12 protein-coding genes are annotated in these 14,532 nt (G+C 70.6%); 1 reads left to right on the top strand and 11 read right to left on the bottom strand.

Going from position 1 to position 14,532, the window contains the following annotated elements; all coding sequences use genetic code 11:
• Positions 1-18 precede the first annotated feature (18 nt).
• From CIK81_RS10770 to CIK81_RS10720, 11 genes are all read right to left on the bottom strand, one after another.
• Positions 19-1,941: an FAD/NAD(P)-binding domain-containing protein gene (locus tag CIK81_RS10770; protein ID WP_114311907.1), complete on the bottom strand. Its 1,923-nt coding sequence runs from the start codon at positions 1,939-1,941 to the stop codon at positions 19-21.
• Positions 1,938-2,867, bottom strand: coding sequence for an ABC transporter ATP-binding protein (locus CIK81_RS10765; RefSeq protein ID WP_096166028.1), 930 nt, complete (start codon positions 2,865-2,867; stop codon positions 1,938-1,940). The genes CIK81_RS10770 and CIK81_RS10765 overlap by 4 nt, the downstream gene beginning before the upstream one ends.
• Positions 2,864-3,952, bottom strand: coding sequence for an iron ABC transporter permease (locus tag CIK81_RS10760; protein WP_114355688.1), 1,089 nt, complete (start codon positions 3,950-3,952; stop codon positions 2,864-2,866). Before CIK81_RS10760 ends, CIK81_RS10765 begins: the two co-directional genes overlap by 4 nt.
• Positions 3,949-5,019: an ABC transporter substrate-binding protein gene (locus tag CIK81_RS10755; RefSeq protein WP_096197617.1), complete on the bottom strand. Its 1,071-nt coding sequence runs from the start codon at positions 5,017-5,019 to the stop codon at positions 3,949-3,951. Before CIK81_RS10755 ends, CIK81_RS10760 begins: the two co-directional genes overlap by 4 nt.
• 54 nt (positions 5,020-5,073) lie before the next feature.
• Positions 5,074-6,285, bottom strand: a complete 1,212-nt coding sequence (locus CIK81_RS10750; RefSeq protein ID WP_096166025.1) for a peroxidase-related enzyme — start codon at positions 6,283-6,285, stop codon at positions 5,074-5,076.
• 121 nt (positions 6,286-6,406) lie between these two features.
• Positions 6,407-7,393, bottom strand: a complete 987-nt coding sequence (locus tag CIK81_RS10745) for a LacI family DNA-binding transcriptional regulator (RefSeq protein WP_158541992.1) — start codon at positions 7,391-7,393, stop codon at positions 6,407-6,409.
• Positions 7,394-7,413: 20 nt separating this feature from the next.
• The gene (locus CIK81_RS10740) at positions 7,414-8,595 is read right to left on the bottom strand and encodes a Gfo/Idh/MocA family protein (protein WP_096197615.1); all 1,182 of its coding nucleotides are present in this window, start codon (positions 8,593-8,595) and stop codon (positions 7,414-7,416) included.
• Entirely contained in the window at positions 8,592-9,398 is an 807-nt protein-coding gene (locus tag CIK81_RS10735) for a ThuA domain-containing protein (protein WP_096166022.1), read from the bottom strand. The genes CIK81_RS10740 and CIK81_RS10735 overlap by 4 nt, the downstream gene beginning before the upstream one ends.
• 35 nt (positions 9,399-9,433) lie before the next feature.
• Positions 9,434-10,294 carry a carbohydrate ABC transporter permease gene (locus tag CIK81_RS10730; RefSeq protein ID WP_176485642.1) on the bottom strand — a complete coding sequence of 287 codons (861 nt, stop codon included), beginning with the start codon at positions 10,292-10,294 and terminating at the stop codon, positions 9,434-9,436.
• Between the two features lie 5 nt (positions 10,295-10,299).
• Complete coding sequence (locus CIK81_RS10725) at positions 10,300-11,217, bottom strand: carbohydrate ABC transporter permease (RefSeq protein ID WP_096166020.1); 918 nt, start codon at positions 11,215-11,217, stop codon at positions 10,300-10,302.
• Positions 11,218-11,230: 13 nt separating this feature from the next.
• Positions 11,231-12,556 carry an extracellular solute-binding protein gene (locus CIK81_RS10720; RefSeq protein WP_114355687.1) on the bottom strand — a complete coding sequence of 442 codons (1,326 nt, stop codon included), beginning with the start codon at positions 12,554-12,556 and terminating at the stop codon, positions 11,231-11,233.
• Positions 12,557-13,009: 453 nt separating this feature from the next.
• Here CIK81_RS10720 and CIK81_RS10715 point away from each other — a divergent pair, with 453 nt between their 5' ends.
• Positions 13,010-14,515, top strand: coding sequence for a DUF1846 domain-containing protein (locus tag CIK81_RS10715; protein WP_255411068.1), 1,506 nt, complete (start codon positions 13,010-13,012; stop codon positions 14,513-14,515).
• The last annotated feature ends 17 nt before the right edge of the window (positions 14,516-14,532 follow it).

Genomic DNA, 14,532 nt, shown 5'->3' with positions numbered 1-14,532 from the left:
GCGCACGGAGACCGGGGCTCACGCGTCGAGCGTCGCCATCCTGCCCGCCATGATCTGCTTCGCGGCGATATCGGCGCCGGCCAGCAGCGGCGAGGGCACTGTCGGGCTCGCGCCGATCGCGCTGCCGGGCTGCGTGCTCGAGGCCGGGATGCCGAGCACCACGACGGAGCGATCCACCGTGCCGTCGGCCGCGACGAGATGATGGCCGCCGGGCACGCTCTCGGAGATCTCGGCACCGGTCGCCTCGAGGCTGTGGGTGGCGATGCCGTCGACGCAGTGGATGCGGGCGCGGCCGCTGTCCAGCAGGGAGCGCAGCAGGGGGTCGTCGGTGTCCGGGATCTTCCCCTTGGACATCCGCGTCTCCAGCAGCACACGGGCGGTCGCGACCTTCCCGGTGAGCGGCGACGCGGCACGGAACCGCCCCTCGTGCTCGTCCGCCTCGAGCACCATGCCCGGGCCGAGCAGCTCGATCACGCCCGCCTCGATCAGGCTCAGCACCAGGCGCACCCGGTCCGCAGGCGGGCCGGAGGCCAGGGCGAGCGAGTCGCCGTCGAACCATCCCAGGACGTCCCGCGCCAGGGAGACGCCGCTGAAGGCGCCCTTCCGGGTGAGGCGTCCGATCTGCCGGCGCAGGGCGCCCATCGCGCCGTTGACCGCGGCGCGCGGATGGCGGGCAGGATCGGACATCGACCCGAGCTCGTCCTCGATCAGGCGCGAGACCAGGGCACGCCATTCCTCGGCGTCGACCTGCTCGCCGGCGGTGGGACGGTGCAGCTCGTCGATCGTCCACGTCCAGCGGGCATCGCCGATCGCGGCCTCGAGCACCCCGTCGACCTCCTCCTGCGAGGTGGCCTCGTCCAGCGCCGACATCCACAGCCCGGTCACCGTGCCGGGCGCGTAGGCGGTGAGAGCCTCGAGATAGACGCGGGCGAACTCGCGAGCGACCGCGGGCCACACCTCGGCGGCGAGGTCGACGTCGGTGCGGGCTGCGAGCTGCTCGAACCAGTCGGCCGTGGCCCAGCGCGGGGTGAAGGGACGCACGGGCCGTCCGCCGTCCGGCTTGGAGCGATAGGGCACTCCACGGCGGGAGCCCACCACGAGACGGGGCTCGCGCCCCGAGGGCGCATAGTGCAGGCGTCCGCCCGGATCACCGGCGACGGGTTCGACCCGGCCGCCCCACTCCGCGACGAGCTCGCCGATCACGTCGAAGAAGTTCGCGCCCAGACCGCGCACCAGCACGGTCTCGCCATGGGGAAGGCCGGTGTACTCCCGCTCGGCGGGCATCCCGGGCTCCGCATAGCGCAGGCCGAAGCGCTCGGCGACGTCGACGAGGTGGTCCACCTCGACCGAGCGGCGCGCCTGGACCATGCCCTGCGCGAGCACGACGGTGGGCGCGCCGAACCGGCGGCCATCGGCGAGCACGACCCCGGTGAGCGACCGCTCACCGGGGTCGTCGACGCTCGAAGCGAGGTCGACGACGATGCCCCGGACCTCCTCGACCTCGACATGGCCGGAGCTGATCGCCGCGTCGAGCTGGTCCCGGAAGTAGACGCCCTGCAGGCGACGGCTGGGGAAGCTCGCGCCGACGAGGTCGCGGGCCTCCTCGAGCACCCACGGGGCGTGGTGATGCACGCCGCGGTCCGCGACGCTCCGCGCCCACTGCACGAGGTCCGGCCCGGGGGCTGCTGGCCCGCTCATCGGCGTGGACTCATCGGGGTGCACGGTCGTGGCGTCGGCCTGCGTGTTGTTGAGGTACTGGGCGGGCTGGCCGGTCAGCCAGGTGGCACCGGCGCCCACCTCGAGGGCGTCGATCACCACCAGTCGCGCCGCAGGGCCCCCGTCGGCGGCGACGCGTGCGGCGGTGCGCAGCACGGTGGCCACACCGCGGGGCCCGCCGCCGACGATGATCGCGTCGACGATGCTCAGGTCGGGGTCGGTCATCGAGCGGCCGCCGTGGACGTCGCCGCAGGCTGCTCCGTGCGCACGGACCGCGCGGTCTGCCCTGAGTGCACGGTCTGCCCCGCGCCCACGATCCGCCCGGCGCGCACGGTGCCGTCGGCCTCGAGCTCGTCGAGACGGGAGCCGGTGCGCGTGAAGCCCTCGGCGTCCACCCGAGGCCGCACCTCGACGCCCTCCTCGCCCACGGCGACCTCGACGTCCACCTCGTAGACGGTGCGCAGCACCGGGGCGCTGAGGGCCTCGGCGGGAGCGCCGTCCGCCGTGATCCGACCGTCGTGCAGCACGATCACCTGGTCGCAGTACCGGGCGGCGTGGTTGAGGTCGTGGATGGCGATCAGCGCGCTGATGCCCTCCTCGCGGGTGATCTGGCGGACCAGCTGCAGGGTCTCGATCTGGTAGCGCAGGTCCAGGGCGCTGGTGGGCTCGTCCAGCAGCAGCACGCGGGTGTCCTGCGCGAGTGCCCGGGCGATCAGCGCTCGCTGGGCCTGGCCGCCCGAGAGCTCGGACATGCTGCGCTCGGCCAGCTCCTCCAGCCCCATGCGGACGATCGACTCCTCGACCCTCGCGCGATCCTCCGCCCGCGGGGCGAGGCCGAAGTGCGGGGTGCGCCCCAGCATGACGGCCTCGCGCACGCTGAGGTCGAAGGGAGCGTCCCCGGCCTGCGGCACGTAGCCGACCACTTTGGCCAGCTCGCGCCGCCCCATCCCAGCGGTCTCGCGCCCCTCGACCGCCACCCGGCCGGAACGGGCTCGGTGCACGCCGGCGATGGCCTTGACCAGGGTGGACTTGCCCGACCCGTTGGGGCCCAGCAGGGCGCAGAAAGCACCGGGGGCGACCTCGAAGGAGAGGTCATCGAGGATCTTCCGCGTGCCGTAGGAGAAGGACAGGTGGTCGACGGTGAGGCTCACTTCAGGGTGTTCCTTCGCGTGAGGATGAGGTAGATGAACACGGGGCCGCCGATGAAGGCGACCACGATGCCGACGGGCACCACGGCCGGGGCGATGACCGTGCGGCCCACGGCGTCGGCGACCAGCAGGAGCAGACCGCCGGACAGCGCTGCGAAGGGCAGCAGGTGTCGGTGATCGGCCCCGATCGCGAGGCGGGCGATGTGCGGGCCGACGAGACCCACGAAGCCGATGATGCCGCAGAAGCTGACCACGATGGCGGCGAGGGCGACGGACAGGGCGATCAGGCCCACCCGCACGGGGCCGACGTTCACGCCGAAGCTGCGGGCGGCGTCGTCCCCTGCGAAGGCGATCGCGTTGAGGTCCTTGGAGAACCAGAGGGTCACGGGCAGCGCGATCGCGGTGACGATCCCGACGATGAGCACGTCGCGCCAGGCGGCGTCGTTCACCGAGCCGAAGGTCCAGCGGATGATCGCCTGCAGGGTGTTCTCGTTCGCGGTGAACTGGAGCGCCGAGGTGAGCGCCTCGAAGATCTGGGTCATCGCGATGCCGAGCAGCAGCAGCGTCGCGACGGCCATGCGGCGGGCGGTGGCGATGCCGAGCACGAGGGCGGAGACGGCCAGCGCCATCACCATGGCACCGGCGATGGTCGCCCAGGCCGGCAGCTGGTTGGTGCCGGCGACGGTGATCACGAGCGCGGCGCCGAAGGCGGCCGCTGGGGAGACGCCGAGGGTGAAGGGGCTGACCAGCGGGTTGCGCAGCAGGCCCTGCATGAGCACGCCGGAGACGGACAGCGCGGCCCCGGCCGAGAACGCGAGCAGCACCCGCGGCAGGCGCAGCTGGGTGATCACGGCATAGGAGGAGGCGAAATCAGCGCTGATGGTGCCGCCGATGATGCTCACCCGGATCGAATGGACCACGTCGCCGAGACCCACTCCGGCGGTGCCGATGGTGACCGAGACGAGGAGGGCGAGCACGGAGACGACCAGCCCGGCTACGAGGATGATCGACGTGCGCAGCTCGTGCCGGCGGACCGGGGCCGGCGCGGGGGCGGATTCGGCGCGGCGCCGCTGCAGGGTGGTGGTCATGCCTGGGGCCCCTGCACGTAGTCGGCGGGCGCGGAGAGGTCGGTGTCCTGGAACTCGGTGACCCAGCGGGTGAGGTACGCGTCGGGGTCCACCCCGTCGAGCTCGTCGGGGTGCAGCCAGCTGGCCAGGTAGAGCGCGCCGATCGACTTGCCCAGCGCACTGGTGGCCCAGCCGTTGGCGATCGCGACGTCGCCCGCGGCCAGGGCGGTCATCCCGGACCAGCCGGGACGTGCGGCGAGGTCGTCACGGATGTCCCCGAAGCGGTCGACCGGTTCTGCGGAGGGCTCGAACTCGTGGATCACGAACTGCGGATCGCGCAGCACGACCTCGCTGGGATCGACGGTGAGCTCCTCCTGGGCATCGCCTCCGGAGGCGTCGTCGAAGATGTTGGCACCGCCTCCGGCTTCGATCATGGCGTGGAACCCGGAGCCGGGCAGGGTGGTCAGATACGGCTCGACGGTCTCGAAGTAGACCGGCACGGGGTCGACGCCCTCGAGGCGTTCCTCGAGCACGTCGGAGATCTCGGCGCGGAAGTCGAGCACCTCGGTCGCGGCGGCCTCGGCTCCGAAGACCTGCCCCAGCAGGCTGATCGTGTCATCGGTGACCTCGGTGTCCCAGGCGGTCGCGACGACCAGGGGGATGCCGAAGGGCTCCAGCTGCTCCTCGGCCTCCTGCCAGACGGCGTTGCGCGGGAGGATCACCACGTCGGGCTCGAGCTTCGCGATCGCTTCGTAGTTCAGCTGGTCCAGACCCTCGGCGATCACCTGGTCGTCCTCGAGGGCGAGGTAGGGCAGGCGGTCCAGGGAGGCCCGATCCACTCCCACCACCCTGTCCCCCGCGCCGATGGCGCGCACGAACTCGTTGGTGTAGCTGTTCACCACGACGGCGCGCTGCACGGCGCCGGCCAGGACGACCTCGCGCCCCTGGTCATCGGTGATCGAGAGCTGCGCGGACGCGTCCTTCTCGCTGCCCTCCACGGTGACCTCGCCGCAGGCTGCGAGGGCCAGGACGGGCAGGCTGGCGACGGCGGCGCCGAGCACGGTGCGACGGCGTAGTGGTGTGTTCATGGTTCCTCGAGGTCGTGCGGGCGGGGCGGGGATGGCTGGTCGGGCGGCGCCGGGTCAGGCGGCGGCCTGCTCGGCGTCGGGCAGCGAGGGCTCACCGAGGCTGAGCATGAGGCGGTTCGCCCAGGCGAAGAAGGCGGCCGCGGTGAGGAGGTCGGCGATCTCGGTGTCGGTGATCTCCAGGGCGCGCAGACGCTGCACGGCCTCCGTGCTCAGCGTGGGGCGAGGGCGGGAGAGCTCGGCGGCCACGGTCACCACGGCGGCCCAGCGCTCCTCCAGCCCGGCGCTGAGCGGGGAGAGGTCCGCGGCGATCCAGTCGCCGTCGCGCTCGAGGACGACGGCGAGCAGGGCGTCGACGTCCTCGGGGCGCTTGGAGAATCCGGCGGACTTCCGCGCATGCACGGAGGCGCAATAGATGCAGTCGTTGACCTTGCTGGCCACGGCGGCGGCCAGCTCGCGCTCCGCCTTGGGTGCACCGTCCCGTGGCAGGAAGATCGCGTTGTCCAGGGCGCTGCGCGCCGTGGTGATGCCGGGGGTCAGCGACAGCATCCGGAAGTAGACGCTGTTCGTCGAGGCCTTGGAGGCGAAGGAGCTGCGCTGGATCTCCGTGAGCTCCTCCTCGGTGGGGACGGCGATCCACGGCTCCCATTGCAGGATGTCGCGGGTGAAGCGGGTGGGACGTGCCCGGCCGGTGACGGTGCGGCCCCCGTGCTCGGCCACGCGACCCCGGGTGCGCGGGGCGCGCGCAGGGGCATCGGCGGTGGATGCTGCCTGTCCAGCCAGCGCGGCGAGGCCGGCGACGAGCCGCTGGAGGTAGCTCTCGAAGGAGACCAGCTGGCTGATCAGCACGGCGACGGGGGCCTCGATGCCGGCGGCGCGGAGTCGTTCCTGCTCCTCGCCGGTGGCGAGCGCCGGGGAGGTCGACAGCAGGTCGACGTGAGCGCGCAGCGCGTTCAGCGCGTCGGCGTCCAGACCGTGGAGAGCAGAGGTGATCGGGTCCGCGGCAGTGAGCTGCGGGTCGGCCCCGTGCGAGCGATGCCATTGGGCGAGAGGTGCGCTGCCCTGCCAATCGGCCGTCACTGCGGCGAGGGCGTGCAGCACCGGCGCGGGCAGCTGCTGCTCGGTGCGATAGAGCGCGTCATAGGCCTCGCGGGTGTGGGTCAGGACCTCCGGACGCAGCACCGTGAGCAGATCGCACGCTTCAGGGGAGTCCGTGAGGACCGCGGCGAGGATCTGGTGGGCATCGGAGTCGCTGAGCTCTTCTGACATACGCACATCTTATGTGTCCCCAAAGCGCGGTTGAGGCGAGCGGTGCGTGCCTCCGGTCACCCTGCGGGGCGCCGATCGGGGTGTCGTCCCGGTCGTGCAGCGGAGGGGCTCGCACGACAGGTCAGCCCTCCACCCAGCGTGGCTCGACCAGCGTGATCCTCGGTCCCGCACCGTCGACCTGCAGCAGCCGCACCAGCTCGCGGACCGCGAGCTCGCTGATCTCGACCCGGCGCGGATCGACCTGCGGGACCGAGGCGAGCAGCGGGCTGACGTCCACGAGATCCTCCCCGCTCAGCGCGATGAACAGGCGGGTGTCGTCCACCAGTGCACCGGTCGCGGCCATCGCGAACAGCACCTGCCGCACTCCGTTGATCCCGAACAGGGCGGTGCGCTCGTTCGGCGCGGTGAGGCGCAGCGCCCGGTCGGGCACCTCGGCGAGGGGGCCCGTGTCGAGGACCACCTCGAGCTCCTCCTCGCCCGCGGCGTCCTCGATCCCGTCGAGGAACCGGGAGACGTCATTGCGCTCGCGCTTACGGCTCGGCGCCCCGAACAGCAGCAGGCGATCGCAGCGCTCCTCGATCGCGCGCTCGACGATCATCCGTCCGAGCATCTCGAAGTCGAGGTCCACGACGGAGCCCTGCGGGAACTCCTCCGGTTTGCCGAGGGTGACGAAGGGAAGGCCCGAGTCGAGCACCGGGCCCACTCGTTCATCGAACCGGCCCAGCTCCATGAGGATCAGTGCCTCGCACACGCCGGTGCGCACCACTCGGCGGATGCCTCCGGCGCCCTCCTGAGCCGTGACCAGCAGGATGTCGTAGCCGTGCCGTCGGGCCTCGCGGGCGATCTCGCCGATGAAGACCATCAGCACACCGTCGTCGGCCTCCGCCTCGGGAACCATCAGCCCGATCACTCCACTGCGCTTGGAGCGCAGGGTGCGGGCTCCGGAGTTGGGGTGATAGCCGAGCTTGTCGATGGCGTCCTCGACGCGAGCACGGGTGCCGTCGGAGATGGGGCGGGAGCCCGTGAGCACGTAGCTCACGGTGGACTGCGAGACACCCGCCAGCCGCGCCACGTCCTGGCTCGTCGGCGGCTTCTTCCTCCCCGTCACGACTCCCACCTCTCCCCTGGTCACCCGATGCTCAGACCCGCACGTCCAGTCTTCCACGCCTGCAGCGCCCGGCTGCGCCCGTCAACGGAATCGAGTGCCCGGCCCCCCTCGAGGGCTTCGTCCAGCAGATCGGCCAGCTGCACGCGCTGCCCGCTGTCCGCGGAGCGCACCGCCGCCTCGACGATCGCCTGGGTCCACACGTTGCCGTGCACCTCGGAGGCGGGAGTCGGGCCTCCCCGCAGCGCGGCGCAGAACTCGGCCAGAGAGGCGTCGAGCTCCCAGCGGGCGTCCGCCGCGGGGGCACGGCCGACGATCTGCTCGCCGTCCGCGGGACACGCCGTCGGCGGCGTCTCGCCGTCCCAGGCCACGGAGCCGCCGCCGCAGCTGAGGGTCCACTCGCCGTTCCAGCTGGTCTCAACTCCGGGAGAGCACCAGGAGCCCGAGAACGTGTGCACGGCGCCGCTGTCGTACGTGATGACGACGGTCGCCGCGGCGTCCCCGGCGTACCAGCTCCAGGACGGGTTGTAGGAGGTGGCGGTGACCGAGACCGGAGTGCCGTCGATCAGCACCCGTCCGGCGTCGAAGGCGTGGATCGCCATGTCGATGATCAGGGGGTGCGCCATCTCTTCGCGGAACCCGCCGAAGCGAGGTGCCTTGGAGAAGCGGGTGTTCACGATGCCCGCGCCGCCGAGGGAATCGGCCAGGCGTCGCGCCTCGTGGAGGTGGGGATTGTGGCGTCGGGACTGCGAGACCGTGAACAGCTTCCCCGTGGCCTCGGCGTGCCCGGCCAGCGAGACCGCCTCGGCGAGGGTCGCCGCGCAGGGCTTCTCCCCGAGCACGGGCAGTCCGGCGTGGAGGGCATCGGCGGTCACCGGATGGTGCGCGGCGGGGATCGTGACGTCGATGACCGCTTCGGCCTGCGCCCTCTGCGCGACGTCGAGCGTGTCCGTGCCGGTGGCGATGCCGGCCTGCTCCGTCGTAGGGACCACCTCGGCGACCGCTTTCGCCGCGGCGCCGTCGATCACGTCGACCACCCCGACCAGGCGGGCGGTGTCGCTCCTGAGGACGGTGGAGATCCACGCCTTCCCCATGCCTCCCGCGCCGACGACGACCACCGGGACCAGCGCGCCCTCCCCGGGGGCGGGCACGGCGGGTACTGCGGCCGCTGCGGGCACTGCCGTGGGTTCGCTGGCAGCGCTCATGCCTGCTTCCCCGCCGCCTCGGCGTCGCCCACGCCCTGGCCGCTCGCTCCGGTGAGGAACCAGTCGGTCTCGTAGCGGTCCAGGAACGGCACCTCGCGGTCGCCGGCGGCGGGCCGCGCCCAGTCCACGCCGTTGGCGATCACGCGGCGCACGTCCTGGTGCTGGTAGACGGGGTAGTCCTGGTCCCCGGGGCTGAAGTAGAAGATCTTGCCCTTGCCGCGGCGGAAGGTGCAGCCGGAGCGGAACACCTCTCCCCCGCTGAAGGAGGAGACGAACACGAGCTCATCGGGCACCGGGATGTCGAAGTGCTCGCCGTACATCTCCTGCTCGGGGATGACGATCGGATGGGGAACGCCCTCGGCGATCGGGTGGCTGGGGTTCACGGTCCACACCAGCTCTCGATCGGCCTCGTTGCGCCAGCGCAGGGTGCAGGTGGTGCCCATCAGGCGGGTGAACGGCTTGGACCAGTGCCCGGAGTGGAGCACCACCAGGCCCATGCCCGCGAGGACGTGCTTCTGGACCCGTTCGGCGACCTCGTCGGAGACCTCGTCATGCGCCATGTGGCCCCACCAGGTCAGCACGTCCGTCCGGGCGAGGACCTCCTCGCTGAGGCCGTGCTCGGGATCATCCAGCAGGGCGAAGCGGGTGGCGACGCCGTCGCCGAGGTTCTCGACGATGCCGTCGCGGATCGCGGCGTGCATGCCCTCGGGGTAGAGGTCTCGCACGCGCTGGTCGCGCTGTTCGTGGCGGTTCTCGCCCCATACGGTGACGCGCAGGGGCGCAGGGGTCGTGCTGGAGGTCATGGGATCAGGCCTTTCGTCGTGTGAGAGGGAGGAGGTCACTTGACGGCTCCGCCGGTGGCTCCGGCGGCGACGTACTTCTGGGCGACGATCATGAGGATCACCGCGGGCAGGGAGGAGAGCACGGCCGTGGACATCACGGCGCTCCAGTCGGTGTCGTTGGTGCCGATGTAGGTGTACAGGCCCAGCGTCACCGGTCGGATGGTCTCGCCGGTGGTGAGGGTCAGCGCCATGAGGAAGTCGCTCCACGCGAAGAGGAACGAGAAGATCCCGGCGGTGATCAGCGAGTTCTTCGAGACCGGGAGCACGATCGACCAGAAGGCCCGCACATGCCCGCAGCCGTCGACCCGGGCCGCCTCGACGATCGAGGTCGGGAAGGTCTCGAGATAGGCGCGCATGATGAGTATCGCGAAGGGGATCCCCTGCGAGGCATCGGCCAGGATCAGCCCCGGGATCGAGTTGATCAGGCCCAGCGGGGTGTACACCGTGTACAGCGCGTTGGCGATCACGATGCCCGGGATCATCTGGCTGATCAGGACCAGGAAGAGGAGCGCGGCGGTCCCCTTGATCCTGAACTGGGCGAGCGCGTAGGCGCAGGGTGCCGCGATCACGATCGACAGCAGGCAGGCGCCGACGGCGACGATCACCGAGGTGACCAGGTTCTGGCCCTGATCGGCGATCGCGCGGGAGTAGCCGGAGAAGTCGGGGTCCAGCGGCAGCCACTGCGTGTTCAGACTGTTGCCCGCCGGGGCCAGAGAGGCGTTGAGCATCCAGTAGACGGGGAACAGCATGATCGCGACCAGGACGATGCCGATCACGGTATGGATCCAGGAGCGGCGGGGTCGCCGGCGGCGAGGGGTCGCGGTCAGGACGGGGGCGGAGTGGGTGGCGGTGCTCATCGCGGTCATCCGTTCTTCGCGGCGCGGGCATTCGCGCGCAGGTAGACGATGCTGAAGGCCAGGGCGATCACGATCAGGACATTGCTCAGCGCCGCGCCCTGGCCGAAGTCGAACTCGACGAAGCTCATCTCGTAGCTGCGGGTGGCGAGGGTCTGGGTGGCGTTGGCAGGGCCGCCCCCGGTGAGGCCGATGATCAGGTCGAGGACCTTGATCGTGTAGATCACGCCGAGCAGCAGCACCACCGAGACCACCGGGCGCAGCATCGGCAGGGTGATGTGGAGGAAGGACTTCCAGCCGGTGGCGCCGTCGAGCTGACCTGCCTCGTAGAGCTCGTCCGGGATGGACTGCAGCCCGCTGTACAGCAGCACCACGTTGAAGGGGATGCCCAGCCAGATGTTCACGATGATCACGGCGATCAGAGCGGTGTCGGAGCTGTTCAGCCACGGGATCGGGTCCGAGATCAGTCCGATCCCGGAGAGGAACTGGTTCAGGGCGCCGTTGTCCTGCTCGAGGATCCAGCGCCACACCGCGGCCGAGACGATCATCGGCAGCAGCCACGGCAGCAGGAGCAGGGAGCGCAGGAAGCCCGACAGCGGGAACCTCTTGCGGAAGTACAGCGCCAGCCCCATGCCGAGCACGAACTGCCCGATGATCGAGCCGACGGTGAACAGCCCGGTGTTGGACAGCGCTCGGAGGAAGATCGGGTCGCTGAAGGTGGCTGCGTAGTTGTCGACGCCGACGAAGGGGGCGTGACCGTTGAAGAAGGTCGCGAAGTCGTAGGCCTGGAAGCTCATCACGACGTTCTTGAGGATCGGGTACCCGAAGAACGCGATCATGTAGAGGGCCGCGGGCAGCACGAACGCATAGCGGACCAGGAGGTCCGAACGGTTGCGTGACCGGCGGCGGGTCTGGATGGCAGTCATGTCTCTCCCTCGCTCAGCTCACGGTCCGGGCGGCCTCGTCGAACGCCTCGGCCGGGTCGGTGTCGTCCACGAGCACGCGCTGGTTGGCGGTGTAGATGGCCTTCGCGGTGCGCGGCCAGTCGGGTCCCAGCTGCGCGGTGCGGGACCGGGCGGTGGAGACCTGTTCGACGAAGGTGCTCAGGTCCGGGTTCTCGCTCGCGAACTGCTCGGCGGCCTCGACATCGCCGGGGATCGTCGACCGCTCACCGGCCATGTAGAGCTGGTTCTCCGGGGCGACGAACGCCTTCAGCAGGGCAGCGGCGTTCGCCTGCCTCTCCTCGTTCCCGGTCGCGGGCACGGTCCACACCTCGCCGCCCAGCGGCGCCACCGAGTCCTCTCCGAGGGCCGGAACGGGGATCGTGGTCACGTCCCATTCGAGATCGGGGGTGTCCGCCTCCAGACCGGCGATGTTCCAGGGCCCGTTGACGACCATCGCGGCGTTGCCGGCCTTGAACTGGTCCATCGCGTCGCCCTGACCCCAGTTCACGACGGAACGGGACACGCTGCCTTCGCGGATGAGGTCAGCCCAGAGCCCGCTCGCGCCGAGGACTCCCTCTCCGTCGAGGTCGGTCTCCTCGCCTCCGTTGGACCACATGAACGGCATGAGCTGGAAGGTTCCCTCGTAGCTGGCGATCGCCGAGAAGGCGAGGCCGTAGCGGTCCTCGGTGGTGAGCGCCGCCGCGGCCTCCCGCAGCTCGTCCCAGGTGGTCGGAGGCTCCACGCCGGCCTCCTCGAGAGCCGTCACGTCGTAGAACAGGGCGATCGTGTTGACGGTGGGGGCGATCCCGTAGAGCTCTCCCTGGTACATGCCCAGGTCGGCGACGGCCGGCGTGAGCCCCTCAGCGCTGATCCCGTACTGCCCCAGGGGCGCCAGGGCTCCGGAGTCCGCGACCTGCTGCACGTTGGGATTGTCGAGCATCAGGAGGTCCGGCATGGTGCGTGAGGATCCCATCTGCAGCACCTTCGCCACGAGCTGGTCGCCGGGAACCCTCTCGCGGGAGAAGGTCAGGCCCAGGTCGGCGGCGCACTTCTCGAAGGTCCCGTTGATCGCGACGTCGTCGGCCGGGGTGTTGTAGTAGTCCACGATCCTGATCGCTGTGGGGTCCGACCCCCCTCCGTCGGAGGCGCATCCGGCCAGTGCCAGGAGGCCGGGCACCGACAGCGCGCCGAGCGCGAGGGCCCGCCGCGTCGGCTCGACACCAGCGCCACGGTCACGGGGATGGCCGGCCGGACCGGGAGGGCACGGCGCGGTGTTCCGGGTCGGGGTCGGGGTCGGGGTCGGGGTCGGGGTCGAAGGCATCGTCGTCCTGCTTCCTCTGGACTCCCGACTAGGCATCGATTCGTATCGACACTCGGGAGATTCGTCGGCGGTGGCGAAGGGTGGGATCAGCCGCGGCAGCTGCCTCGCGCTCCACCGTGGAGTCGGGCCGCTCGCAGCGATGCCGCACATCCTGCCCCACACAGAAGCACGACGCAAGGGTTCAGCATCCGGCGAGCCGTCGCGACCCCCGGCCACCCAGCTGTCACGCCTGCTCATCGGCACACCTGGTCAACCGCTATCGATACCAATCAACAGTTACTGAGACAGCGGCGGATCGGGGCGTCCAGCACCCCCCGCACCCCGGATCCTCCGCTGCGGGCGTCACCTCTCACAGGCCAGCCGCGCCGCCGCTCGACAGAGGGTCTTCGGTGCTAGCGTGCCGGGGTGACTGCTTCGGATCCCCGTTCCCCCGCATCGTCCACCACCTCCTCCGTGGAGGCCCGCGGGAGCGGCGTCGTCGGCTTCGATCGTGAGCGCTACATCGAGATGCAGTCCCGTCACATCCAGGAGCGCCGCGACCAGATCGGCGGAAAGCTCTACCTCGAGATGGGCGGCAAGCTGTTCGACGACCACCACGCCGCGCGGGTGCTGCCGGGCTTCACGCCGGACAACAAGATCGCCATGCTGGAGCGGCTCAAGGACGAGCTGGAGATCATGGTGTGCCTGAGCGCGAAGGACCTCCAGCGACAGAAGGTGCGTGCGGACCTCGGCATCTCGTACGAAGACGACGTTCTGCGCCTGATCGATGTGTTCCGCGAGCACGGTTTCCTGGTCGAGAACGTGGTGCTCACCCAGCTCGAGCCGTCCAACCATGTGGCGCTCGCTTTCGTCGAGCGCCTGGAGCGACTGGGCCTGAAGGTCGCCCGCCACGGCGTGATCCCCGGCTATCCGCAGGACACCGACCGGATCGTCTCGGAGCGCGGGTTCGGTGCCAACGAGTACTCGACCACCCAGCGCGACCTGATCGTCGTCACCGCGCCGGGCCCGGGCTCCGGCAAGCTCGCCACGTGTCTCTCGCAGGTCTACCACGAGCACGCGCGAGGCATCCCCGCGGGCTACGCGAAGTTCGAGACCTTCCCGATCTGGAACCTGCCGCTCGAGCACCCGGTGAACCTCGCCTACGAGTCCGCGACCGCCGACCTGGACGACATCAACCTCATCGACCCGTACCACCTGGCCGCCTACGGCACGCAGGCCACCAGCTACAACCGCGACGTCGAGGTCTTCCCGCTGCTGCGCACCCTGCTGGAGAAGCTCACCGGTGCGTCGCCCTACGCGTCCCCCACCGACATGGGCGTGAACATGGCCGGGCACTGCATCGTGGACGACGCGGTATGCCGCGAGGCCGCCCGCCAGGAGATCATCCGCCGCTACTACAAGGCCGCGGTGGACGAGCGGATCAACGATCTCGACGACGTCGTCTCCCAGCGCGTGGCGATGGTGATGAGCAAGGCGGGCTGCCGGGTCGAGGACCGCGCCGTGGTGCGGCCCGCTCTCGCGGTCGAGGAGGCCACCGGCGAGCCGGGCTCGGCGATGCAGCTGGCCGACGGCACCATCATCACCGGCAAGACCTCACCGCTGCTGGGGTGCTCCGCGGCGATGGTGCTGAACGCGCTCAAGCATCTGGCCGGCATCGAGGACACCGCGCACCTGCTCTCCCCCAGCTCGATCGAACCGATCCAGACGCTGAAGACCGATCACCTGGGCTCGCGCAACCCCCGCCTGCACACCGACGAGGTGCTCATCGCCCTGTCGGTCTCCGCCTCGACGGACGATCACGCCCGGCGCGCGCTGGATGAGCTGCGCAGTCTCGCCGGCTGCGACGTGCACACCACCACGATCCTGGGGACCGTGGACGAGGACATCTTCCGCAACCTCGGCATCTCGGTCACGTCCGAACCGCGTTTCCAGCGGAAATCGCTATATCACAAGCGCTGAGGCGGTCCTCCTTCCGG

The organism is Brachybacterium sp. JB7 (genome assembly GCF_003335205.1).
Classification (GTDB): domain Bacteria; phylum Actinomycetota; class Actinomycetes; order Actinomycetales; family Dermabacteraceae; genus Brachybacterium; species Brachybacterium alimentarium.
The sequence above is the reverse complement of the archived record's forward strand: the minus strand, read 5'-3'. Positions and strand labels throughout refer to the sequence as shown.